A 24,119-nucleotide genomic window follows, 5' to 3' on the forward strand; every position below is an offset into this window, starting at 1 on the left:
GTCTTCATGTGTTCCTGTATGGTGTGCCGGGTGTCAGCGACCCTCGCCCCCAGCCGTGCCCCTTCGTCCGCCCGGACGGCTCCACGCCGCCGCACCCGTGTCCTCGCCCTGCCGGAGGCCCGGTGGGCGCTGGGGGCGACAGTGTCGTTCCTGGCCGGCCTGCTCCTGGATACCGTCGTCGACAGCTCGTCGTGGGTCTACGGGCTTCTGTATGCGATCGCCTATGCGGCGGGCGGCTGGGAGCCCGCGCTGGAAGGCCTGCGGGCTCTGCGCGACAAGACCCTCGACGTCGACCTGCTGATGATCGTCGCCGCCCTCGGTGCGGCAGCCATCGGGCAGGTACTGGACGGCGCCCTGCTGATCGTCATCTTCGCCACCTCCGGCGCACTGGAGGCCCTGGCCACGGCCCGCACCGCGGATTCGGTACGAGGCCTGCTGGATCTCGCACCCACCACCGCGACCCGGGTCACGGGCGCCGACACCGAGGAGACGGTCCCTACCACCGAACTCGCCGTCGGGGACGTCCTGTTGATCCGCCCGGGCGAGCGCATCGGCGCCGACGGCCGGGTGCTCGACGGCACGAGCGAGGCCGACCAGGCCACCATCACCGGCGAACCGCTGCCGGTGCTCAAGCGCCCCGGCGACGAGGTCTTCGCCGGCACCCTCAACGGCACCGGCGCCCTGCGTGTCCGCGTCGAACGCGACCCCGCCGACTCGGTCATCGCCCGCATCGTCACGCTGGTCGAGGAGGCGTCCCGCACCAAGGCGCCGACCCAGCTGTTCATCGAGAAGGCCGAGCAGCGGTACGCGGTGGCCGTGGTGGCCGCCACGCTCGCCGTGTTCGCCGTGCCGTTGGCCTTCGGCGCCGACCTCACGGGCGCGCTGCTGCGGGCGATGACCTTCATGATCGTCGCCTCGCCGTGTGCGGTCGTACTCGCGACGATGCCACCCCTGCTGTCGGCCATCGCCAACGCCGGCCGGCACGGTGTGCTGGTCAAGTCGGCCGTGGCGATGGAGCGGCTGGGGGAGATCGACATGGCCGCGCTCGACAAGACGGGGACGCTGACGGAGGGGGTGCCGGAGGTGACGGACGTGCGGCCGCTGCCGGATTCCGGGCTGGACGCGGACGGGCTGCTCGCCCTGGCCGCCGCGGCCGAACACCCCAGTGAGCATCCGTTGGCCCGGGCGATCGTGGGGGCCGCGCGGGGGAGGGGGCTGCGGATCGCTGCCGCGGAGGACTTCGTGGCGGAGCCGGGGCGCGGGGTCGCTGCCGTGGTCGAGGGGCGGGTGGTGAGGGTCGGGGGGGTGGAGGCTCTCGTCGGCGGGACGGGGGAGACGGGCGACCGTATGCACTCGGCCGTGGACGGTATGCACGATCTTGGCGATCGTATGCACGCCTTGGCTGTCGGCACGGACCTCACCGCCACGGCCGCCGGTACCGTCTTCGCCGCCACCGCAGCCGGCGGCGAAACCGCCGTCCTCGTCACCCGCGACCGAACCCCCGTGGGCACCCTCGCCCTCACCGACCGCCTCCGCCCGGCCGCCCCCTCCGCGACCGCCGCCCTCACCGCGCTGACCGGCACCGCCCCGGTCCTCCTCACCGGTGACAACCCGTCCGCCGCCGCGCGCGTCGCCGAGGCGACCGGCCTGAGTGACGTCCGCGCGGACCTCCTCCCCGAGGACAAGGTGAAGGCCGTACGCGGTATGCAGGACGCGGGCCGCAAGGTGCTGTTCGTCGGCGACGGGGTCAACGACGCGCCTGCCCTCGCCGCCGCGCACGCCGGGGTCGCGATGGGGCGTGCCGGGTCCGACCTGGCGCTGGAGACGGCGGACGCGGTCGTGGTGCGCGACGAGCTGGCGGCCGTGCCCGCGGTCGTACGGCTGTCCCGGGCCGCCCGTCGCCTCGTGGTGCAGAATCTCCTCATCGCGGGGACGTGCATCACCGTGCTCGTCGTGTGGGACCTCGTCGGTCATCTCCCCCTGCCGCTCGGCGTCGCAGGTCACGAGGGCTCGACCGTGCTGGTCGGGCTGAACGGGCTGCGGCTGCTGCGCGAATCCGCGTGGCGATCCGGGACGGCGCAGGAAGCGTGAGGTTGATGTCGGATTCCCGCCAGCCCATGCCGGGTGGCTGCACCATGCTGAACGTATGCAGAAGGGGATGCACAGCGACACCGAGCGCTGCGTGCGCGCAGTCCAGTCCAAGGACGCCCGGTTCGACGGGTGGTTCTTCACGGCGGTCCTGACCACCCGGATCTACTGCCGGCCCAGTTGCCCGGTGGTGCCGCCCAAGCCGGAGAACATGACGTTCTATCCGAGCGCGGCCGCCTGTCAGCAGGCCGGCTTCCGGGCCTGCAAACGCTGCCGTCCGGACACCAGCCCCGGCTCCCCCGAGTGGAACCAGCGCGCGGACCTGGTCGCCCGGGCGATGCGGCTGATCGCCGACGGCATCGTCGACCGCGAGGGCGTGCCCGGACTCGCCTCCCGGCTCGGCTACAGCACCCGGCAGATCGAACGCCAGCTCCGCGCCGAGCTCGGCGCGGGCCCGCTCGCCCTCGCCAGGGCCCAACGCGCCCAGACGGCAAGGCTGTTGATCGAGACGACCCCGCTGCCGATGGCGGAGATCGCCTTCGCCGCCGGCTTCTCCTCCATCCGCACCTTCAACGACACCGTGCGCGAGGTCTTCGCCCTCTCGCCGAGCGAACTGCGCACCCGGGCACCGAAGAAGGGCACCCCCGCGAGCACCCCGGGCGCCCTCACCCTGCGTCTGCCGTTCCGCGCCCCTCTCAACCCCGACAACCTCTTCGGTCACCTCGCGGCGACCGCCGTACCGGGGGTGGAGGAGTGGCGGGACGGCGCGTACCGGCGCACGCTCCGACTGCCGTACGGCCACGGCATCGTGACGCTCACCCCCAACCCCGACCACATCGCCTGCCGCCTCACCCTCAGCGACCTGCGCGACCTGACCGTCGCCATCAGCCGCTGCCGGCGCATGCTCGACCTGGACGCCGATCCGGTCGCGATCGACGACCAGTTGCGCACGGACCCGGTGCTGGCGCCGCTGGTCGACAAGGCTCCGGGGCGGCGGGTGCCGCGGACGGTCGACGAGGCGGAGTTCGCCGTACGGGCGGTCCTCGGGCAGCAGGTGTCCACGGCGGCGGCCCGTACCCACGCGGCCCGACTGGTGACCGCGCACGGCGAGCCGCTGGAGGACCCCGAGGGCGGCCTGACGCACCTCTTCCCGTCCCCTCAGGCGCTCGCCGCCCTCGATCCGCAGTCACTGGCGATGCCGCGCACCCGCCGGGCCACCTTCACCACCCTGGTGGCCCAACTCGCCGAAGGATCACTCAACCTGGGCGTGGAGGGCGACTGGACGGAAACCCGCGCCCGCCTCCTCGCCCTGCCCGGCTTCGGCGCCTGGACGGTCGACGTCATCGCGATGCGCGCGCTCGGGGACCCCGACGCCTTCCTCCCCACCGACCTCGGCATCCGCAAGGCCGCCCAGGAGCTGGGCCTCCCGTCGACCCCGGCCGCGCTGACCGCGCGGGCGGCGGCCTGGCGGCCCTGGCGGGCGTACGCGGTCCAGTACCTGTGGGCGACCGACAGTCACCCGATCAACTTCCTCCCGGTATAAGGACGTTCCGTGAGTTCAGCGAAACAGCACACCACCATCGACAGTCCGTACGGCCCGCTGACCCTCGTCGCGACGGACGGCACCCTCAGCGGTCTCTACATGACCGACCAGCGCCACCGCCCGCCCCAGGAGACCTTCGGCATGTGGGTCCCCCCGCGCGAGCGAAGCCGAGCGCGGGGGAGCGACGACCGCTCCTTCGGCGAGGCGGCCGACCAGCTGGCGGCCTACTTCGCCGGGGAGCTGAAGGAGTTCACGCTCGAACTGCACCTGGACGGCACCCCGTTCCAGCGCAGCGTCTGGCAGCGGCTGCTCCGCATCCCCCACGGCGAGACCCGCACCTACGGCGACCTCGCCGACGCCCTCGGCAAGCCCGGCGCCTCCCGCGCGGTCGGCCTCGCCAACGGCAAGAACCCGATCGGCATCATCGTCCCCTGCCACCGCGTCGTAGGCGCCGACGGCAGCCTGACCGGCTACGGCGGCGGTCTGGAACGCAAGCAGCGACTCCTGGACTTCGAGCGGGGAGCGGCACTGTTCTGAGGCGGCCGGCCCGGGACGCGCCCTGGACGGCACCGCGTCACACCGGACGAGGAGAGCCCTCCTCCCGAAGCCGCCGCAGCAGCTTCGGCAGTGCCGTCCCGATCGGCTCCCGCACCACCTCGTCGGCGCGATCGTCGTACGGCGTCGGCTCGGCGTTGACGATGATCAGCCGCGCCCCGTGGTCGGCCGCGACACCGGCGAGCCCGGCCGCGGGCTGGACCTGGAGGGTGCTGCCGACGGCGATGAACACCTGACACGCCTTGGTGATCGAGAACGCCTCGCCGAGCACCACCGGGTCGAGCCGTTCGCCGAACATCACGGTCGCCGACTTGAGGATCCCGCCGCACTCCCGGCACGCCGGATCCTCCTCGCCGGCCTCGACCCGGGCGAGGGCGTCCTCCATGGGCCCGCGCGCATGACACTTCGTACACACGAAACTCCGTGCGGAGCCGTGCAGTTCGAGCACCTTGCGGGCCGGCATCCCGGCGAGCTGGTGCAGCCCGTCCACGTTCTGCGTGATGACCCGCACCGGCACGCCGGACCGCTCCAGCTCGGCCACGGCGATGTGCGCGGCGTTCGGCTCGGCCTTGAGCGTCCGGTTCTCGCGCCGCATCCGCCACGAGCGGCGCCGGATCTCCGGATCGTCCATGTAGTACCCGTACGTCACGAGCTTCTCGGCCTCCGGATCCCGCCGCCACAGGCCATTGGGGCCGCGATAGTCCGGGATCCCGGAATCGGTCGAAATACCTGCGCCACTGAGCAGGGCGACGAGAGGCTTGTCCATGGGGCCGAGGGTAGATCGGCGGGGTTGTCGGGAGCGAGCGGTTATGCCGGCCGTCGTCCCCGTCGTCGTACGGCCGCACCCGGCTCCAAAAAAATCTTGGGCGGCGATGTCGAGAACCCGTGACCCGCTCCGTCCCAGGGGTGAACGCGACCACAATGGGCCGCACCAGTACCGAGGAGAACCACCATGGCCAAGTACCTGCTGCTGAAGCACTACCGGGGAGCCCCGGCCGCGGTGAACGACGTCCCCATGGACCAGTGGACGCCGCAGGAGATCTCGGCGCATGTGCAGTACATGCGGGACTTCGCGGACCGGCTGGAGAAGAGCGGCGAGTTCGTCGACGGGCAGGCCCTCGCCCCCGAGGGCGCGTGGGTCCGCTACGACGGTGAGGGCCGCCCGCCGGTCACCGACGGTCCCTTCGCCGAGACCAAGGACGTCATCGCCGGCTGGATGGTGATCGACGTCGACACCTACGAGCGCGCCGTCGAGCTCGCCGGGGAGCTGTCCGCCGCTCCCGGGGCGGGCGGGAAGCCGATCCACGAGTGGCTCGAACTGCGCCCGTTCCTGTCCGCGCCTTCCACCACCGCGGACTGTCATTGATGGACGAGGCCCTGCTGAGGAGCCTCACGCCGAGCGTGCTCACCGTCCTCGTCCGCCGCGGAGCCGACTTCGCGGCGGCCGAGGACGCCGTGCAGGACGCGCTCGTGGAGGCGGTCCGCGTCTGGCCGGCCGACCCTCCGCGGGACGGGAAGGGCTGGCTGGTCACCGTGGCCTGGCGCAAGTTCCTCGACGCCACCCGCGCGGACACCGCCCGGCGCAGACGTGAGGACCGCCTCGACGAGGAACCGGCGCCCGGACCCGCGCCCGCGGTGGACGAGACGCTCCAGCTCTACTTCCTGTGCGCCCACCCCTCGCTGACACCGTCGTCCGCGGTCGCCCTCACCCTGCGCGCCGTCGGCGGCCTCACCACCCGCCAGATCGCCCAGGCCTACCTGGTGCCCGAGGCGACCATGGCGCAGCGCATCAGCCGCGCCAAGCGCACCGTCTCCGGCGTACGGTTCGACCGGCCCGGTGACGTCGCCACCGTGCTGCGCGTCCTCTACCTGGTCTTCAACGAGGGCTACTCCGGCGACGTCGACCTCGCCGCCGAGGCCATCCGGCTCACCCGGCAGCTCGCGGCCGTCATCGACCACCCCGAGGTGGCGGGGCTGCTCGCCCTCATGCTGCTCCACCACGCCCGCCGTGCCGCCCGGACCGCGCCCGACGGCAGCCTGGTGCCGCTCGCCGAGCAGGACCGCGGCCGCTGGGACACCGGGGCGATCGCCGAGGGTGTCGAGATCCTCCAAGCCGCGCTGGCCCGCGACCGGCTGGGCGAGTTCCAGGCCCAGGCCGCCATCGCGGCCCTCCACGCGGACGCGCCCACCGCCGGGGAGACCGACTGGGTACAGATCGTCGAGTGGTACGACGAACTCGCCCGGCTGACCGACAGCCCCGTCGTCCGGCTCAACCGCGCCGTCGCCGTCGGGGAGGCCGACGGACCGCGCGCGGGCCTCGCGGCACTCGCGGCGCTGGCGGACTCCCTGCCCCGCCACACCGCGGTGGCGGCGTACCTCCACGAGCGCGACGGCGATCTGACGACGGCGGCACGGCTGTACGCCGAGGCGGCCCGCAAGGCCACCGACCTCGCCGAACGCGACCACCTGACCCGACAGGCCGCCCGCCTCAACACCCGTCTGCGGCACTGACGCGCCGCGCTCCCACGCGGCGTCAGCCGACCCGGTGCCCGTTCTCCAGTTCGGCCGTCCCCGCCCCGCCCACGAGCACGTCCAGCGCGGCCAGTACCCGGCGGCCCAAGGCACCCGGCAGATATTCGGCCAGCTCCTCGCGCGGTACGAGCCGCCAGGACAGCAGCTCCTCCTCCTGCAGCCGGATCGCCTTGAAGTCGTCCTCGCCGAGCACCCCGCCGTCGTAGAGGTACGCCACCAGCGGCGGCCGTGCCGCCGTCCCGTGCACCCAGTCCACCGCGAGCAGCCGGCCGAGCTCCCGGTCGAGGCCGATCTCCTCCGCGGTCTCCCGGCGCGCACCCTGGCGGGGGGTCTCGCCGTCGTCGGACTCGACGGTGCCGCCCGGAAGCGCCCAGCCGTCACGGTAGTTGGGCTCGACGAGCAGCACCCGGCCCGCCGCGTCCCGGAAGAGGGCGGCGGCACCGGCGAGGACACGGGGGAGGCCCGCGATGTACGTGGCGAAGTCAGTAGCGGTCATCCACGAAGGGTAGCCAGGCCGTCCCGGAGCGGGGAGAGCGCGCCGAGCGGCTCCCGCAGGCCCGCGAGGACGGCCGCGCGCCTCCCGCGCGCCGCACAACCGGTGTCACTCGGTGCCCACCAACCGCAGTGTGCGCTCCGCCAGTTCACTGATCCGTACCCCGTCGAACCCGAAGACCGCGCTGCGCACCGTGTCCTCCAGCGGCTCCTTCCACTGCGCCGGAATCGCCTCGGCTCCGCTCAGCACCCCGGCCACCGACCCGGCGGTCGCCCCGTTGGAGTCGGTGTCCAGGCCGCCGCGGACCGTCAGCGTGACGGTGCGGGTGAAGTCGCCGTCGCCGTACAGGAGCCCGGCGGTGAGCACCGCGGCGTTCGGCACGGTGTGGATCCAGCCCATCCCGGAGGTCTCCTCGGCCACCGTGCCGAGGGTGTCCTCCCAGGTCATCCGGGTGTCGTGGAGGGAGATCACCCGGCGCACGGTCCGGGCAAGACGGCTGCTGCCCGGGATCACGGTCAGCGCCTGGTCCAGGGCCTGGCGCACGGTCGACGCGGTGAACGCCGCCGAGACCAGCGCGGCCGCCCACATCGCGCCGTACACACCGTTGCCGGTGTGCGAGAGCACCGCGTCCCGACGGGCCAGCGAGGCCGCGCGGCGCGGGACGCCGGGACAGGTCCAGCCGTAGATGTCGGCGCGGATCAGGGCGCCGATCCACTCCTGGTAGGGATTGTCGTACGTCGCCGTCAGCGGCGGTTTCAGCCCGTTGGCGAGGTTGCGGTAGGCGGCCCGTTCCGCCGTGAACGTCTGCAGATAAGGCAGCCTGAGCAGCCACCGGTCCCCGACCTGCTCGGTACTGAAGGCGAAGCCGTGCGTCTCCAGCAGGTCCAGGCCGAGGATGGCGTAGTCCACGTCGTCGTCACGGCAGCTGCCGTGGATCCGGCCGCGCACGCACTGGCGCCACTCCGGGCGCAGCTCGAAGCCGTCGCTCTCGCTGGGCGGCTCGGGCAGATAGTCGGTCAGCGGCAGGGCGGCGGCCTGCCTCAGATAGCGGTCGATCCGGTCCCGCGTCCACAGGTCGCCCTGCTCGACCGGCTTGCCGAGCATGTTGCCGGCGATCCGGCCCAGCCAGCCCCCGAGGACGCGGTCGGCGAGCTCTGGTGCGGTACCCACAGGGGTCATAGGACCGGTTTACTCAGGTTCGCCTGGCGATGTCCACACCGGTCACGCGGGACGTGTTTTTCTGCTGGGGGTCCGGGGGTTGTCCCCCGGAAAAGCACAGCACTCGATGACGGGCCACCGCACAGTGGGGTCGCAGCGGCTTCTCAGGGTCCGGGCGGGGCATGACGGCGAGGGGCACCTCCGGTTAAGGTCGCAGCGGCGCGACTGGCCTGACATGCGTGAGGCCCGGAGAGCAAGGGGAATGCAAGGTGGCGAACGCTGCAGGCAACGGTGCCCAGAGGGTGCTCATCGCCGCGGACAAGTTCAAGGGGTCGCTGACGGCCGTGCAGGTCGCGGAGCGGGTGACGGCCGGGCTGCGCCGGGCCGTGCCGAGTGTCGAGGTCGAGGCGTTGCCCGTGGCCGACGGCGGTGACGGGACCGTGGACGCGGCGGTCGCGGCCGGCTTCGAGCGACACGAGATCAAGGCCGCCGGACCCCTCGGCCAGGAGGTCACGGCCGCCTTCGCGCTGCGCGGCGACACGGCCGTGGTGGAGATGGCGGAGGCCAGCGGCCTCCAGCGCCTCCCCAAGGGCGTCTTCGCGCCGCTCACGTCCTCCACGTACGGCTCCGGCGAGCTGCTGCGGGCCGCGCTCGACGCGGGCGCCCGCACCATCGTCTTCGGCGTCGGCGGCAGCGCCACCACGGACGGCGGCGCCGGCATGCTGACCGCGCTCGGTGCCCGGTTCCTCGACAAGGACGGCGAGCCGGTCGCCCCGGGCGGCGGCGGTCTCGCCGACCTCGCCACGGCCGACCTGTCGGGCCTGGAGCCGCGCCTGGCCGACGTCGAGCTGGTTCTCGCCAGCGACGTCGACAACCCGCTGACCGGCCCGAAGGGCGCGCCCGCGGTCTACGGCCCGCAGAAGGGCGCCTCGCCGGACGACGTGGCGGCTCTCGACGAGGCCCTCGCCCACTACGCACGGGTGCTGGAGGAGGCCGTCGGCCCCAAGGCCGCCGGGCACGCGGCCTCCCCGGGCGCGGGCGCCGCGGGAGGCATCGGCTACGGCGCGCTGCTGGTCGGCGCCCGGTTCCGCCCCGGCATCGAGGTCATGCTCGACGTCCTCGGCTTCGCCCCCGCGCTGGAGAAGGCCACCCTGGTCATCACCGGCGAGGGCTCCCTCGACGAGCAGACCCTCCACGGCAAGGCCCCCGCGGGCGTCGCCGCCGCGGCCCGCGCCGCGGACAAGGAGGTCGTCGCGGTCTGCGGCCGCCTGGCCCTGCCTCCGGAGGCGCTCGGCAGGGCGGGTATCCGACGGGCGTACCCGCTCACCGAGGTCGAGCCCGACGTGGCGAAGTGCATCGCGGACGCCGGGCCGATCCTGGAGCGGGTGGCGGAGCAGATCGGCCGGGACTTCCTGACCTGATCACCTCCGGGCACCCGAGAGCCGGTACGCGTCCAGCGCCAACGTCATCTCGATCAGATCCCGGGGCCGGGCCAGTGACCGGGACGTCAGCTGTTCCAGTCGTCGTAGCCGGTTGAAGACCGTATTGCGATGGCAGTACAGCCGTCCCGCGGCCCGCCCCGCGGAGCCCTCGCACGCCAGCCACACATCGAGGGTCTCAAGGAGCACGGCCCGATCGGTGGGCTCCAGCGCCAGCAGCTCGCCGAACACGTCCGACACCAGCCGGTCGGCCAGCTCCGGCTGGCTCACCACCAGCGCCGTCGGCATCCGCTGATCCAGCCGTACGACCTCGGTCGCGTCCGCCGGACACGTCCGCAGCGCCAGTTCCGCGAGCCGCCGGGCCCGCCCCAGCTCGGCCAGCCCCGGTACCACCGGACTGATCCCGCCGGGCCCCGAGCACCGCCCGTCGAGCGCCCGGGCCACCCCGTCCAGGCCCTGGCCCGGGGTGAGCGCGACGACCCCGACCTCGCAGTCCGCCCGCATCCGCCAGATGAACCGGAACCCGGCCCCCCGCAACGGCCGCGCACCGCCGTCCCGCCGCTCGGTCCGCAGCACCACCACCGCGTACGGCCCGTGCTCCGGCAGATCAAGACCCGCCGCCGCCCGCGCCGCGAGCCCCGGCGACGCCTGCCCCTCCAGGAGCGCGTCGAGCAACGCCTGCAACTGCTCGTCGGTCCGCCGCCGCAGCTCCGCCTCGGTCGCCCGGTACGCCTCCGACGCGGCCTGGGCCTGTGCGTCCACCGCCGACCACACCATCGTCGTCGACCGCATCAGCGCCGCCAGCCGCTCCGGCTCCCGCCCGGCCGCGCCCTCCACCAGCGCGTCCCACACCAGATAGCCGGCGTTGCGATAGGCGTGCACCAGCAGATCCAGCGGCAGTCCCTGCTGGGCCCGGCGCCGGCCCGCGTCCTCCGCGTACTCCAGGTCCCGGCGCGGCGAGTCCCGGGGCGCGGAGATCGTCTCGATGCCGACCCGGAACGCCTCCTCCGCCTCCCTCCACTGCGCGTCGTGCGGGAGCACCAGCCCGTACACGGGGGAGTGCTCGGTGAGTTGCCGTAGGTGCTCGTCGACGAGCTCGGGCACCCGTTCCAGCAGAGCCGTGCAGGACTCCGCGAGCAGCTTCCAGTCATGACCGGTGCGCGGCCGTCGCCCTCCCATGACCGCAGGATGACACCGGGACGCGGCCGCGCACAGGCCCCTGACACGCGGTGTTGTGCACACGCACAACGCCCCGCCCGGCCCGCTGGGCACCCGCAGCGATTCCGCCGCGGGCCGTGGACGGACGCCCTCGCCGGTGCTGGGGTGAGCGCCACACCGAGTGAGGACAGGGGGGAAGTCCATGGGGGGTTCCGGACTCGTGATACGGGATCTGTCGGTCGGATACGGACCCGTGCGCGCCCTGCGCCGGGTGTCCCTGGAGGTGCCCGAGGCAGCCGTGGTGACCGTCCTCGGCTCCAACGGCGCCGGCAAGTCCACGCTGCTGCGGGCGATCAGCCGCACGCTGTCCTTCCACGGCGGCGCGGTCACCGAGGGCGGTGTGACCCTGGGCGACCGACGGCTCGACCAGCTCTCACCGGACCGCGTGGTCGCCGTCGGCGTCTCCCAAGTACCGGAAGGGCGGCGGGTGTTCGCCCGGATGACGGTCGCCGACAACCTGCGCGCGGGCGCCCTCGGCGGCAGCCGCGCGGGCCGGCCGAAAGCCCTCGCCCGCGTCCACGAACTGTTCCCCGTCCTCGCGGAGCGCGCACAGCAACGCGCGGGCCTGCTCTCCGGCGGTGAACAGCAGATGCTCGCCGTCGCCCGGGCCCTGATGGCCGGCCCGAAGGTTCTCCTCCTCGACGAGCCCTCCCTCGGACTCGCCCCGCTCATGGCCCGGCGGATCGCCGACACCGTCCGCGAGATCAACGAACAGGGCACCTCGGTCCTCCTCGTCGAACAGAACGCCGCCCTCGCTCTGCGGCTCGCCACGCGCGCGTACGTCCTCGAGGTCGGCGAGGTGACCCTGTCCGGCCCGGCCGCCGAACTGGCCGCCTCCGACGAGGTCCGCCGCCGCTATCTGGGTGTCGTCGACGAGGACGCGGCGGCGGACGCGGAGACGGCGGGCGGGCGCACCCTCGGTCGGTGGAAGGGGTGAGCGCCGTGGATGCCCTCGAAGTACGCGACCTCACCGTCCGGTTCGCCGGGCTCACCGCCCTGGACGAGGTGAGCTTCACCGTCCGCCCCGGCACCGTGCACGCCCTCATCGGCCCCAACGGCGCCGGAAAGTCCACCTGCTTCAACGTCCTGTCCGGCGTTTACCGGGCCACCGCGGGCAGCGTCCGCTTCGGTGACCACGAGCTCACCGGCATGCCCGCGCACCGCATCGCCGGCCTCGGCGTCGCCCGTATCTTCCAGAACCTCGCCCTGCCGCCGCTCGCCTCGGTCGAGGACAGCCTGCTCCTCGGCAGGCATCGGCTGACCCGGACCGGCTTTCTGGCGGCGGGACTCCGGCTGCCCTCGGCGGCCCGAGAGGAACGCACGCACCGTGAACGCGTCCGCGAGATCGCCGAGTTCGTCGGCATCGCGGACTGTCTGGACCGCCCGGCGGGCTCCCTGCCGTACGGGCAGCAGAAGCTTGCCGAACTCGCCCGCGCGCTCTGCATGGAGCCGCGCCTGCTGCTTCTCGACGAGCCCGTGGCCGGGATGACCGCCGGTGAGCGGCGCCGGACAGCCGCCGTGATCGCGGGAGTCCGTGACGGGCTCGGCATCTCGATCGTGCTGGTGGAACACGACATGGGGGTGGTGATGCGGCTCGCGGACGCCGTGACCGTACTCGACTTCGGGCGCCGGATCGCCGACGGCGCCCCCGCCGACGTACAGAACGATCCGGCCGTCGTACGGGCGTATCTGGGGGACGCGTCATGAGCACCTTCGCCGAGATCCTCCTCAACGGTGTCTCGCTGGGCTCCGTGTACGCGCTCATCGCGCTGGGCTTCGTGGTGATCTTCCGGGCCACCGAGGTCGTCAACTTCGCCCATGCCTCGCTGCTGCTCGCGGGCGGTTATGTCACCGCGACCCTCCACGACGACATCGGCTTCTGGCCCGCGTTGCTGGTCGGGATCGCGGGTGCGGCCGTGGTCGGCGCGGCGGTGGAGTTCCTGGTGATGCGGCGCTACCGGGGCTCCGACCACAGCGTCCTCGCCATTGTCACCATCGGGGTCGACATCCTGCTCACCACCGAACTGACCCGCCGTATGGGCACCGACGTGCTGCCGCTCGGGGACCCGTGGGGCGACGCCGTGCTCAAGCTCGGGCCGATCTCCCTCGCCCACACGCGGATCGCCGCGTTCGTGGCGGCGGCGCTGCTCATCACCGCGTTCCTGCTGGTCTTCCGGTACACCTCGTGGGGCGTGGCGATGCGGGCGGCCGCGGAGAGCGCGGAGACCGCGGCCCTGATGGGCGTACGGCTGGGGCGGGTGTCGCTGGGAGCGTGGGCGGTGGCGGGGGGACTGGCCGCGGTGGCCGCGCTGTTCCTCACCGTCTTCCCGACGCCGGGGCTGGAACGGGCCACCTCGCTGGCCGCGCTCAAGGCCTTCCCGGCCGCGATTCTCGGCGGGCTGGACTCCACGACGGGCGCGCTGGTGGGCGGGCTGCTGGTCGGCGTCACGGAGTCGCTGGCGACGGGCTACCAGAGCGACCTGACGTTCCTGGGGCGTGGGCTCGGAGACCTGGCGCCGTACCTGGTGATGGTCGCGATCCTGCTCATCCGCCCGGCCGGGCTGTTCGGGACGAAGGAGCTGGCCCGTGTCTGAGGTTCTCGGCCGCGACGAGGCCCGCGAGGCGCCGCCCGGCACCCGCCGCCCCGCCTGGCCCACGAGCCCCCGCTCCTACGTCGGTGCCGCCGGGGCGGTCCTCCTCCTCGCCCTGCCCTTCTACCTCGACCGCTTCTGGCTCCAGGCCGGGCTCTTCGCCATGGCCGCGGCCATCGGCGCGATCGGCATCAACCTCCTCACCGGCGCCACCGGCCAGCTCTCCATGGGCCACGCCTTCTTCCTCGCCGTCGGCGCCTACGGCTACTGCGTGTTCGCGGCGGACGGCGGCGACGGACTGACCGGGCTCGGCCTGCCGACGTGGCTGGCGGCCGTGCTCGCGGTGCTGGTCGCGGGGGTGGCGGGCGGGCTGTTCAGCCCCATCTCCGGGCGGCTCAGCGGCGCCTACCTCGGCATCGCCACGCTCGCGCTCGTCTTCATCGGGCAGCACGTGATGTTCAACGCCCACGATCTGACCGGCGGGGCGAACGGTCGTGACGTACCGCCGCTGAACCTCTTCGGCCTCACCTTCGACGACCGTGAACTCCTCGTGGCCGCCGTGCCGTTCGGGTCCGCGGAGAAACTCTGGTACGCCGGTCTGGCAGTCCTCCTGGCCGGTGCCCTGTTCGCCCGTGGCGTCCTGCGCGGCCGTCCGGGCCGGGCCATGAACGCCATCCGTGACCACCGCATCGCCGCCGGAGTGATCGGCGTACCCGTGGCCCGGCACCGGGCCGCCGTCTTCGTGCTGTCGTCGATGTACGCCGGTCTGGCGGGCGTGATCCTCGCTCTGGTCTTCCAGCGGACCGTGCCCGACTACTTCGGCATCACGCTGTCCCTCGAATACCTCGCCATGATCGTCATCGGCGGGCTCGGCTCGGTCTCCGGCGCGGTCGCGGGGGCCGTCTTCGTCTCCCTGCTCCCGCAGCTGCTGACCCGCTACAGCGATGCGCTGCCCCTGGTCTCCGCCCCCGGCACGGGCGGGATCGCACCGGGCGAGGCATCCCGGTACCTCTACGGCGCCGCCGTCGTGCTGGTGGTGCTGTTCCTGCCCGGCGGCCTGGTCAGGGTGGCCGCCCGGCGTCGCGTCACAACTCATCCAGGGGAGGAACGATGAACAGGACGTACGCGGCCAGGGCCGCCGCGGGCGCGCTCGCCGCCCTGCTCGTACTGGCGGGATGCAGCTCAAAGGCCAAGAACACCGAAAATGGGGACGGTGACAAACAGTCCGCGGGCGGGGTGAAGACCGGCGACGGCATCTCCGGCAAGACGATCACACTCGGCGCCCTCACCGACATGACCGGCGTCTACGCCACCCTCGGCAAGAGCGTCACCCAGGCCCAGCAGCTGTATGTGAAGCAGCTGAACGCCGACGGCGGTGTCTGCGGCTACCAGGTCCGGCTGACGGTCCGCGACCACGGCTACGACCCGCAGAAGGCTGTCTCCGGCTACACCGAGCTGGAGCCGAAGGTGCTGGGCTTCGCGCAGTTCATCGGCTCCCCGTTCGTCGCCGCGGTCAAGCAGCGCATCGACGGCCAGGACAAGGGGCTCGTGCTGCCGCAGGCATGGTCGGCGGCGCTGCTCGGCAGCCCGTACATCCGGGTCATCGGCTCCACCTACGACATCGAGACGATCAACGCCGTCGACTTCCTGCTCCAGGAGAAGGGCGTCAAGAAGGGCGACAAGATCGGCCACGTGTACTTCGAGGGTGACTACGGCGAGAGCGCCCTGGTCGGCTCCCAGCACATCGCGCGGGAGAAGGGGCTGACCGTCGTCGAACAGAAGATCAAGCCCACCGACAACGACATGACCGCCCAGGTCGCCGCTCTCAAGCAGGCCGGCGTCAAGGCGATCGTCATCAGCGCGGGTCCGCGCCAGGCGGCCTCGCTCGTCGGCGTCGCGGCGGCCGGCGGCTTCGACGTGCCGATCATCGGCAACAACTCCGCCTTCGCACCCCAGCTCCTGGCCACCCAGGCGGGACCGGCCCTGATGAAGAACTACTACGTGGCCTCGCCCTCGCTCCCGATCGGCGCGGACACCCCGCAGGCGAAGAAGCTCGTCGCCGACTATCAGGCGGCCTACCCGAAGGACGCCCTCGACAACGGCATCGTCGCCGGCTGGACCGCGGTGTCGGCCTTCGGCGAGGCACTGAAGAAGGCCTGTGAGAGCAAGGACCTCACCAGGGAGGGCGTCGACAAGGCCCTGCTGGCCATCGACTCCTTCGACCTCGGCTTCGGCCCCACCCAGAACTTCACCGATCCCAAGTCCCCGTCCTCCCGGCAGAGCGTGATCCTGCAGCCGGACAAGAGCGTGACGGGCGGCATGAAGGTCGTACGGGAGGCGGAGGCCTCCGAGGTGGCGGAGGCGTACACACCGGGGGCCTGAGGCCCCGCAGGGGCGCGGGGCTGTGTCCATGTGCGGCTCCGCCGCGTGGGCGCGACCAGCCCCTACCGGCCCGCAGCGGACGAACTACGCCGACCCGGCAGCCGCAACAGCAAGGGGCCCGAACCGTCATCCGGTTCGGGCCTCTCGGTGTGATACGGCGGAGCCCTACGGCAGCTGTGTCGCTCGTGCCTCACGCCGGTTGTCACGGAAGTTGTGCACCCGGCGGGCCGTGGCGAACAGCGGGATCACCGCGCCCATGACCAGCTGGAGGGCACAGCCCGTCTGGAGGAGCAGCTGTCCGCCCGGCGCGTCGAACGCCCAGGCCGCCAGCAGGCCCATGGCCGACACGATCCAGCCGAGCATCGCCACCGCGAGGATGCCCCGCGGCTTGGGGTACTCCACCCGGCTCACCATCAGCCACGCCGTCCCCAGGATCGCCATCAGCGTCGCCTCGAAGGGCAGCTCGAGGAGCACGATCGAGACCACGGTCAGCGCCCCGAACGGTGACGGCATGCCCTGGAAGGTGCCGTCCTTGACCGTCACACAGGAGAACCGCGCAAGTCTGAGCACCACCGCCAGGAGCACCACGATCGCCCCCACCGCCGCCACCCGCTGGGAGGCGTCGGCGGCGACCATGCCGTAGACGAGGACGAAGTACGCCGGTGCCAGGCCGAAGCTGACCAGGTCGGAGAGGTTGTCCAGCTCCGCGCCCATCGGCGAGGAGCGCAGCTTGCGCGCCACCAGGCCGTCGAACAGGTCGAAGACCGCCGCACAGAGCATCAGGATGACAGCGGTGGCCGCGCTGTTGCGGGCCATGCCGGACTCCTGGCTGTCCGTGAGGTGCGGGATCAGGATGCCGGTGGTGGTGAAGTACACCGCCATGAAGCCGCACGTGGCATTGCCGAGCGTGAGGGTGTCCGCTATTGAGAGGCGGAGAGAAAGAGGCATCTCCTCCTCGTCCTCGACCTCTTCGGCCTCGGGCACCCAGCCCGCCTGTGTCTCAGGATCAATCACGGTCAATGCGAGTCACCCCCGCCACGGTCTTCTGACCGACCTCCACCGCGACGTCCACGCCCTCCGGCAGGTAGATGTCGACGCGCGAGCCGAAGCGGATCAGACCGATGCGCTCGCCCTGCTCGACCTTCGTGCCCTGCGGAACGTAGGGAACGATGCGGCGGGCCACCGCGCCGGCGATCTGGATCATCTCGATGTCACCGAGTTCGGTGTCGAAGTGCCAGACTACGCGCTCGTTGTTCTCGCTCTCCTTGTTGAACGCCGGAACGAACCCACCCGGGATGTGCTCGACCGACGTCACCGTGCCGGAGAGAGGCGCGCGGTTGACGTGGACGTTGAGCGGGCTCATGAAGATCGCGACGCGGGTGCGCCCGTCCTTCCACGGCATGATGCTCTGCACCACGCCGTCGGCGGGCGAGATGACCCGGCCCTGGGTGATCTCGCGCTCGGGGTCGCGGAAGAACCACAGCATGCCCGCCGCGAGCGCGGTGGCGGGCACGGCGACGGCCTTGGCGGCGCCGGACTTGCGCGCACGCACCAGGCTGAGGGCTGCGGTGGCGACGGTCGGGAGAAGCCACGGCGATGCTCCGCGCGCGAGGCGTACGCCGCCGACCTGGCTGTCGCGTGGTGCAGAGGTTTGGCTGTGGGGCATGGATGACCTTCGTAGCGGATGGCGCCGCGCGGTAACGGGGGACGGCGGCTTTCCCGGGATCGTACCGGTCGGGGGCCACAACTGGGCAAGCCAGGAAGCCGAGTCGGCGGCTGAAGAGCGTTGACGGGGTGTGATCTTCTTCTCCAAGAAAACACCCCGTATCCGGACAATCAGCCCTGGAATCGATACTCTTCGAGCAGCCTGCGACCGATGATCATTTTCTGGATCTCGGCGGTACCTTCACCGATCAGCAGCATCGGAGCCTCACGGTAGAGGCGCTCGATCTCGTACTCCTTGGAGAAGCCGTAGCCGCCGTGGATCCGGAAGGCGTCTTCCACGACCTCCTTGCAGTACTCGGAGGCGAGGTACTTCGCCATCCCAGCCTCAAGGTCGTTTCGCTCCCCGGAGTCCTTTTTGCGTGCCGCGTTGACCATCATCGCATGAGCGGCCTCGACCTTGGTAGCCATCTCGGCGAGCTTGAACTGGATTGCCTGGTGCTGGGCGATCGGCTTGCCGAAAGTGTGACGCTGCTGGGCATACGAGACGCCCAGCTCGAAAGCGCGCTGAGCGACACCGCAACCACGCGCCGCCACGTTGACGCGGCCGACTTCGACGCCGTCCATCATTTGGTAAAAACCTCGGCCGGTGACCCCGCCGAGCACCCGATCGGCCGGAATGCGCAGGCCATCCATGATCAGCTCGGTGGTGTCGACACCCTTGTAGCCCATCTTGTCGATCTTCCCCGGGATGGTGAGGCCGGGGCGGACCTCTCCGAAGCCGGGCTCCTTCTCGACGAGGAAGGTCGTCATCGACTTGTGGGGCTTGGCAGCCGCCTCTTCGGGAGTGAGTCCTTCGTCACTTCGGACGAGTACGGCGACCAGACTTGACGTCCCACCGTTCGTCAGCCACATTTTCTGGCCGTTCAGGACGTACTCCTCGCCGTCCTTCACCGCCTTCGACGTGATCGCCGACACGTCCGAGCCCAGAGCCGGCTCCGACATCGAGAACGCGCCGCGGATGTCGCCGGCCGCCATGCGCGGCAGGAAGTGGTCCTTCTGCTCCTGTGTGCCGTGCTGCTTGAGCATGTACGCCACGATGAAGTGGGTGTTGATGATGCCGGACACCGACATCCAGCCGCGGGCGATCTCCTCGACGCACAGCGCGTACGTCAGGAGCGACTCGCCCAGACCGCCGTACTCCTCCGGGATCATCAGGCCGAACAGGCCCAACTCCTTGAGGCCGTCGACGATCTGCTGCGGGTACTCGTCGCGGTGCTCCAGCTCGGTGGCGACCGGGATGATCTCCTTGTCCACGAAGTCGCGGACGGTGGAGAGGATTTCCTGCTGGATGTCGGTGAGACCGGCGGTCTGGGCGAGTCGCGCCATGACTACTTCTCCTGCTGCTTCAGAGTGGGGCGGCCGGGCTGCTCGCCGCCGCGCTCCTTGATGTACGTCTCGGTCGGCACCATCACCTTGCGGCGGAACACACAGACCAGCGTGCCGTCCTGCTTGTAGCCCTTGGTCTCCACGTAGACGATGCCCCGGTCGTTCTTCGACTTCGAGGGCGTCTTGTCGAGGACCGTCGTCTCGCCGTAGATCGTGTCGCCGTGGAAGGTCGGCGCCACGTGTCGCAGCGACTCGATCTCCAGGTTGGCGATCGCCTTGCCCGACACGTCCGGCACGGACATGCCCAGCAGCAACGAGTAGATGTAGTTCCCCACGACGACGTTCTTGCCGAAGTCGGTCGTGTTCTCCGCGTAGTTGGTGTCCATGTGGAGCGGGTGGTGGTTCATGGTGAGAAGACAGAAGAGGTGGTCGTCGTACTCCGTGACCGTCTTCCCGGGCCAGTGCTTGTAGACCGCCCCGACCTCGAACTCCTCGTAGGTGCGTCCGAACTGCATCGCGCTCAGACCTCCGGGATCTCGAACTTCGAGGTGCGCTGCATGCCGGCCGCGCGGCCCTTGCCGGAGATGACCAGCGCCATCTTGCGGCTGGCCTCGTCGATCATCTCGTCGCCGATCATCGCGGAGCCCTTCTTGCCGCCCGCCTCGGACGTGTAGTACTCGTACGCGTCCAGGATCAGCTCGGCGTGGTCGAAGTCCTCCTGCGAGGGCGAGAAGATCTCGTTGGACGCCTCGACCTGGCCCGGGTGCAGCACCCACTTGCCGTCGAAACCGAGGGCCGCGGCGCGCTGGGCGACCTCGCGGTAGCCGTCGACGTTGCGGATCTGCAGGTAGGGGCCGTCGATCGCCTGGAGGTTGTTGGCGCGGGCCGCCATCAGGATCTTCATCAGGATGTAGTGATAGGCGTCCGCCGGGTAGCCGGGCGGCTGCTCGCCCACGACCAGCGACTTCATGTTGATGGACGCCATGAAGTCGGCCGGGCCGAAGATGATCGTCTCGACGCGCTGGGAAGCTGTCGCGATCTCGTTGACGTTGTTCAGACCCTGCGCGTTCTCGATCTGCGCCTCGATGCCGATCTTGCCGACCTCGAAGCCCATCGTCTTCTCGATCTGGGTCAGCAGCAGGTCGAGGGCGACGACCTGCTGGGCGGTCTGCACCTTCGGCAGCATGATGCAGTCGAGGTTCTGCCCGGCACCCTCGACGACGGTCACGACGTCGCGGTAAGTCCACTCGGTCGTCCAGTCGTTGACGCGGACCACGCGCGTCTTGCCGGTCCAGTCACCCTCGTTGAGGAACTTGACGATGGTGTGCCGCGCCTCGGGCTTGGCGAGCGGGGCGCACGCGTCCTCCAGGTCGAGGAAGACCTGGTCCGCCGGGAGGCCCTGCGCCTTCTCCAGGAAGCGGGGGTTGCTTCCCGGCACCGCGAGACACGAGCGGCGGGGACGCAGACGGTTGACGGTCATGCGGGGACCTCCAGGGGGTCGAGCTTGTTCGCTTTCCGGATCTCGTCGACGATGCGGCCGATGATTCCGGTGATGTCGAAGTCCTTCGGGGTGAACACCGCGGCCACGCCCGCAGCCCTGAGCTGTTCGGCGTCTCCATTGGGGATGATCCCACCGGCGATGACAGGTATGTCTGTGGCACCGGCCACATGGAGCCGCTCCAGGACGTCCGGCACCAGCTGGGCGTGCGAGCCCGACAGGATGGACAGCCCGACCGCGTGCACGTCCTCGGCGAGGGCCGCGTCCACGATCTGTTCGGGCGTCAGACGGATGCCCTGGTAGACCACCTCGAACCCGGCGTCACGGGCCCGCACGGCGATCTGCTCGGCACCGTTGGAGTGCCCGTCCAGGCCCGGCTTGCCGACGAGGAAGCGGAGCTTGCCGACACCCATGTCCTTGGCCGTCAGGTCGACCTTGCGGCGCACGTCCGCCATGGCCGAGCCCTCCTCCGCCGGCACCGCGACCGGCGCCGACGAGACCCCGGTCGGCGCCCGGAACTCACCGAACACCTCGCGCAGCGCCCCGGACCACTCACCGGTCGTGACACCGGCGCGGGCGCACTCCAGGGTGGCCTCCATGAGGTTGCCGGTGCCCTTGGCGGCCTCCTTCAGCTTCTCCAGCGCCTTGCACGGGCGCGGGTGGTTGAAGGGCGGCTGGTAGCGGGTGTCGCGCCAGTGCTGCAGACCGGCTATCACGCGGGCCTCGACCGCCGGGTCGACCGTCTGGATCGCGGTGTCCAGGTCGGCGGTGAGCGGGTTGGGCTCGGTCGTCTCGAAGATGTTGACGCCGATGATCTTCTCCTGGCCGGACTCGATCCGGGCCCGGCGCTCGGCGTGCGAGGAGACGAGCTGCGACTTGAGGTAGCCGGACTCGACGGCGGCCATCGCGCCGCCCATCTCCTGGATCCGGTCGATCTCCGCGAGGGACGCCTCGACGAGCTTCTCGACCTTCCCCTCGATGACATGAGAGCCCTCGAAGATGTCCTCGTACTCCAGCAGGTCGCTCTCATGGGCGAGGACCTGCTGGATGCGCAGCGACCACTGCTGGTCCCACGGCCGGGGAAGACCGAGGGCCTCGTTCCAGGCGGGCAGCTGCACGGCACGCGCGCGTGCGTCCTTGGAGAGGGTGACGGCCAGCATCTCCAGCACGATCCGCTGGACGTTGTTCTCCGGCTGCGCCTCGGTCAGACCGAGGGAGTTGACCTGGACGCCGTAGCGGAAACGACGCTGCTTGGCGTTCTCGATGCCGTAGCGCTCACGGGTGACCTTGTCCCAGATGCGGCCGAAGGCGCGCATCTTGCACATCTCCTCGATGAAGCGGACGCCCGCGTTCACGAAGAAGGAGATACGGGCGACGACGTCACCGAACTTCTCTTCCGGCACCTGACCGGAGTCCCGGACGGCGTCCAGGACCGCGATCGCCGTCGACATCGCGTACGCGATCTCCTGGACGGGGGTGGCTCCCGCCTCCTGGAGGTGGTAGCTGCAGATGTTGATCGGGTTCCACTTGGGGATGTGGTTGACCGTGTAGCAGATCATGTCCGTCGTCAGGCGGAGCGAGGGCACCGGCGGGAACACGTGCGTGCCCCGGGACAGGTACTCCTTGACGATGTCGTTCTGGGTCGTGCCCTGGAGCTTGGTGATGTCCGCGCCCTGCTCCTCGGCGACGACCTGGTAGAGCGCCAGCAGCCACATGGCGGTGGCGTTGATCGTCATCGAGGTGTTCATCTGCTCCAGGGGGATGTCCTGGAACAGCCGGCGCATGTCACCGAGGTGCGCGACCGGCACGCCGACCCGACCGACCTCGCCGCGGGCGAGGATGTGGTCGGAGTCGTAGCCGGTCTGCGTCGGCAGGTCGAACGCCACCGACAGGCCGGTCTGGCCCTTGGCGAGGTTACGCCGGTACAACTCGTTGGACGCCTCGGCCGTGGAGTGGCCGGCGTACGTGCGCATGAGCCACGGCCGGTCCTTCTCCCGCTTGCCTTCGGCGGGCTGACGCTCAGTCATCTATGACCCCGGGTGTCTCAGATGTTGCGGAAGCGGTTGATGGCGTCGAGGTGCGTGGCGCGCATCTCCTCGTCGCGCACGCCAAGACCCTCCTCGGGGGACAGGCACAGCACGCCGACCTTGCCCTGGTGGAGGTTGCGGTGCACGTCGTAGGCGGCCTGGCCGGTCTCCTCCAGGGAGTACACCTTGGACAGGGTCGGGTGGATCCTGCCCTTCGCGATGAGCCGGTTGGCCTCCCAGGCCTCGCGGTAGTTGGCGAAATGCGAGCCGATGATCCGCTTCAGCGACATCCACAGGTAGCGGTTGTCGTACTCGTGCATGTAGCCCGAGGTCGAGGCGCAGGTGGTGATGGTGCCGCCCTTGCGGGTGACGAAGACGGAGGCGCCGAAGGTCTCGCGGCCGGGGTGCTCGAAGACGATGTCGATGTCCTCGCCGCCGGTGAGCTCGCGGATGCGCTTGCCGAAGCGCTTCCACTCCTTGGGGTCCTGGGTCTGCTCGTCCTTCCAGAACTTGTAGCCCTCGGCGTTGCGGTCGATGATCGCCTCGGCGCCCATCGAGCGGCAGATGTCCGCCTTCTGGTCGCTGGAGACGACACAGATCGGGTTGGCGCCGCCGGCCAGGGCGAACTGGGTGGCGTAGCTGCCGAGGCCACCGCTGGCGCCCCAGATCAGGACGTTGTCGCCCTGCTTCATGCCGGCGCCGTTGCGGGAGACCAGCTGCCGGTACGCGGTGGAGTTCACCAGGCCCGGTGCGGCGGCCTCCTCCCAGCTGAGGTGGCCCGGCTTGGGCATCAGCTGGTTGGACTTGACCAGGGCGATCTCGGCGAGGCCGCCGAAGTTGGTCTCGAAGCCCCAGATGCGCTGCTCGGGGTCGAGCATGGTGTCGTTGTGGCCGTCCGACGATTCCATCTCGACGGACAGGCAGTGTGCGACGACCTCGTCACCGGGCTTCCAGGCGTTCACGCCGGGGCCGGTGCGCAGGACGACGCCCGCGAGGTCGGAGCCGATGATGTGGTACGGCAGGTCGTGCCGCTTGGCCAGGTCGTTGGTGCGGCCGTAGCGCTCCAGGAACCCGAAGGTCGACAGCGGCTCGAAGATCGAGGTCCACACCGAGTTGTAGTTGACGCTCGATGCCATGACGGCGACCAGGGCCTCGCCCGGACCGAGCTCCGGCACCGGGACGTCGTCGAGGTGGGTGGACTTGCGCGGGTCCTTGTCGCGGCTCTCGAGGCCCGCGAACATCTCCGTCTCGTCCTTGTGCACGGTGATCGCGCGGTACGACTCGGGAATCGGCAGAGCGGCGAAGTCGGCCGGCGTCGAGTCCGGCGACTGGATCGCGTCGAGGATGTCCTTCACGGTCACGGTGTTGCCTCCGGCGATACGCGTCCTGAGGGAGGGACGCTGAGGGTTACGTCGTGCTGCTGAGGGTTTTTTGAAGTGCCGTCGGTTCGGCGAGGTGGTGCTTCGGCAGCGCTTTGTGGCGCGGGAGGTTGCCTGTGACGCAGGCGTCCGGGCGGGCAAGTCGATGACTTGTTGGGACAGCCG

General features: G+C 70.8%; 22 protein-coding genes. 11 read left to right on the plus strand and 11 right to left on the minus strand.

Annotated features, from left to right (window positions below; translation table 11 throughout):
* The first annotated feature begins 18 nt into the window (after positions 1-18).
* The 3 genes from TN53_RS09125 to TN53_RS09135 are packed head-to-tail and all read left to right on the plus strand — an operon-like array spanning position 19 to position 4,168.
* Positions 19-2,091: a heavy metal translocating P-type ATPase gene (locus tag TN53_RS09125; protein WP_046257930.1), complete on the plus strand. Its 2,073-nt coding sequence runs from the start codon at positions 19-21 to the stop codon at positions 2,089-2,091.
* A gap of 55 nt (positions 2,092-2,146) precedes the next feature.
* A complete protein-coding gene (locus TN53_RS09130) occupies positions 2,147-3,631 on the plus strand; it encodes an AlkA N-terminal domain-containing protein (protein ID WP_324609608.1) in 1,485 nt (494 codons plus the stop codon).
* Positions 3,632-3,640: 9 nt separating this feature from the next.
* On the plus strand, positions 3,641-4,168 hold the full coding sequence (locus tag TN53_RS09135) for a methylated-DNA--[protein]-cysteine S-methyltransferase (protein ID WP_046257931.1): 528 nt from the start codon (positions 3,641-3,643) through the stop codon (positions 4,166-4,168).
* Between the two features lie 37 nt (positions 4,169-4,205).
* Here TN53_RS09135 and TN53_RS09140 read toward each other — a convergent pair whose 3' ends face one another.
* Positions 4,206-4,952 (minus strand): SIR2 family NAD-dependent protein deacylase, encoded by a 747-nt coding sequence (locus TN53_RS09140; protein WP_046257932.1) that lies wholly within the window; start codon positions 4,950-4,952, stop codon positions 4,206-4,208.
* Positions 4,953-5,138: 186 nt separating this feature from the next.
* On the opposite strand from TN53_RS09140, the gene TN53_RS09145 reads away from it, so the two are divergent.
* Together TN53_RS09145 and TN53_RS09150 are read left to right on the plus strand one after the other, a co-directional pair.
* Complete coding sequence (locus TN53_RS09145) at positions 5,139-5,552, plus strand: YciI family protein (protein ID WP_046257933.1); 414 nt, start codon at positions 5,139-5,141, stop codon at positions 5,550-5,552.
* Positions 5,552-6,697, plus strand: coding sequence for an RNA polymerase sigma factor (locus TN53_RS09150; RefSeq protein ID WP_046257934.1), 1,146 nt, complete (start codon positions 5,552-5,554; stop codon positions 6,695-6,697). Before TN53_RS09145 ends, TN53_RS09150 begins: the two co-directional genes overlap by 1 nt.
* A 22-nt stretch (positions 6,698-6,719) precedes the next feature.
* Here the strand turns inward: TN53_RS09150 and TN53_RS09155 are convergent, their stop codons facing one another.
* Positions 6,720-7,214: an NUDIX domain-containing protein gene (locus tag TN53_RS09155; protein ID WP_046257935.1), complete on the minus strand. Its 495-nt coding sequence runs from the start codon at positions 7,212-7,214 to the stop codon at positions 6,720-6,722.
* 105 nt (positions 7,215-7,319) lie between these two features.
* Entirely contained in the window at positions 7,320-8,390 is a 1,071-nt protein-coding gene (locus TN53_RS09160) for an ADP-ribosylglycohydrolase family protein (RefSeq protein ID WP_046257936.1), read from the minus strand.
* Between the two features lie 281 nt (positions 8,391-8,671).
* On the opposite strand from TN53_RS09160, the gene TN53_RS09165 reads away from it, so the two are divergent.
* Positions 8,672-9,790, plus strand: a complete 1,119-nt coding sequence (locus TN53_RS09165; protein WP_046257937.1) for a glycerate kinase — start codon at positions 8,672-8,674, stop codon at positions 9,788-9,790.
* On the opposite strand, the gene TN53_RS09170 is transcribed toward TN53_RS09165, so the two are convergent.
* Complete coding sequence (locus TN53_RS09170; RefSeq protein ID WP_046257938.1) at positions 9,791-10,987, minus strand: PucR family transcriptional regulator; 1,197 nt, start codon at positions 10,985-10,987, stop codon at positions 9,791-9,793.
* 181 nt (positions 10,988-11,168) lie between these two features.
* Here TN53_RS09170 and TN53_RS09175 point away from each other — a divergent pair, with 181 nt between their 5' ends.
* Genes TN53_RS09175 through TN53_RS09195 form a run of 5 tightly spaced genes read left to right on the plus strand, consistent with a single transcriptional unit; the run spans position 11,169 to position 15,999 of the window.
* Positions 11,169-11,963: an ABC transporter ATP-binding protein gene (locus tag TN53_RS09175; protein WP_046257939.1), complete on the plus strand. Its 795-nt coding sequence runs from the start codon at positions 11,169-11,171 to the stop codon at positions 11,961-11,963.
* A 5-nt stretch (positions 11,964-11,968) separates the two neighbouring features.
* Positions 11,969-12,733 (plus strand): ABC transporter ATP-binding protein, encoded by a 765-nt coding sequence (locus TN53_RS09180; protein ID WP_095046397.1) that lies wholly within the window; start codon positions 11,969-11,971, stop codon positions 12,731-12,733.
* Positions 12,730-13,620, plus strand: coding sequence for a branched-chain amino acid ABC transporter permease (locus TN53_RS09185; protein WP_046257941.1), 891 nt, complete (start codon positions 12,730-12,732; stop codon positions 13,618-13,620). The genes TN53_RS09180 and TN53_RS09185 overlap by 4 nt, the downstream gene beginning before the upstream one ends.
* Positions 13,613-14,731: a branched-chain amino acid ABC transporter permease gene (locus tag TN53_RS09190; protein WP_046257942.1), complete on the plus strand. Its 1,119-nt coding sequence runs from the start codon at positions 13,613-13,615 to the stop codon at positions 14,729-14,731. The genes TN53_RS09185 and TN53_RS09190 overlap by 8 nt, the downstream gene beginning before the upstream one ends.
* Positions 14,728-15,999 (plus strand): ABC transporter substrate-binding protein, encoded by a 1,272-nt coding sequence (locus TN53_RS09195; protein WP_046257943.1) that lies wholly within the window; start codon positions 14,728-14,730, stop codon positions 15,997-15,999. The genes TN53_RS09190 and TN53_RS09195 overlap by 4 nt, the downstream gene beginning before the upstream one ends.
* Before the next feature lie 165 nt (positions 16,000-16,164).
* On the opposite strand, the gene pssA is transcribed toward TN53_RS09195, so the two are convergent.
* The 7 genes from pssA to ccrA all read right to left on the minus strand — a co-directional run bounded on the left by pssA (position 16,165) and on the right by ccrA (position 23,936).
* Positions 16,165-16,983: a CDP-diacylglycerol--serine O-phosphatidyltransferase gene (gene pssA, locus TN53_RS09200; RefSeq protein WP_046257944.1), complete on the minus strand. Its 819-nt coding sequence runs from the start codon at positions 16,981-16,983 to the stop codon at positions 16,165-16,167.
* A 22-nt stretch (positions 16,984-17,005) separates the two neighbouring features.
* On the minus strand, positions 17,006-17,665 hold the full coding sequence (locus TN53_RS09205; RefSeq protein ID WP_046257945.1) for a phosphatidylserine decarboxylase: 660 nt from the start codon (positions 17,663-17,665) through the stop codon (positions 17,006-17,008).
* A 170-nt stretch (positions 17,666-17,835) separates the two neighbouring features.
* A complete protein-coding gene (locus tag TN53_RS09210) occupies positions 17,836-19,050 on the minus strand; it encodes an acyl-CoA dehydrogenase family protein (protein WP_046257946.1) in 1,215 nt (404 codons plus the stop codon).
* 2 nt (positions 19,051-19,052) lie between these two features.
* The gene (locus TN53_RS09215; RefSeq protein ID WP_046257947.1) at positions 19,053-19,565 is read right to left on the minus strand and encodes a MaoC family dehydratase; all 513 of its coding nucleotides are present in this window, start codon (positions 19,563-19,565) and stop codon (positions 19,053-19,055) included.
* 5 nt (positions 19,566-19,570) lie between these two features.
* The gene (locus TN53_RS09220; protein WP_046257948.1) at positions 19,571-20,530 is read right to left on the minus strand and encodes an HpcH/HpaI aldolase/citrate lyase family protein; all 960 of its coding nucleotides are present in this window, start codon (positions 20,528-20,530) and stop codon (positions 19,571-19,573) included.
* Positions 20,527-22,575 (minus strand): protein meaA, encoded by a 2,049-nt coding sequence (locus TN53_RS09225; protein WP_046257949.1) that lies wholly within the window; start codon positions 22,573-22,575, stop codon positions 20,527-20,529. The genes TN53_RS09220 and TN53_RS09225 overlap by 4 nt, the downstream gene beginning before the upstream one ends.
* Positions 22,576-22,592: 17 nt before the next feature.
* Entirely contained in the window at positions 22,593-23,936 is a 1,344-nt protein-coding gene (gene ccrA / locus TN53_RS09230) for a crotonyl-CoA carboxylase/reductase (RefSeq protein WP_046257950.1), read from the minus strand.
* Between the last annotated feature and the right edge of the window lie 183 nt (positions 23,937-24,119).

This window comes from Streptomyces sp. WM6386 (genome assembly GCF_000972385.1).
Lineage (GTDB): Bacteria > Actinomycetota > Actinomycetes > Streptomycetales > Streptomycetaceae > Streptomyces.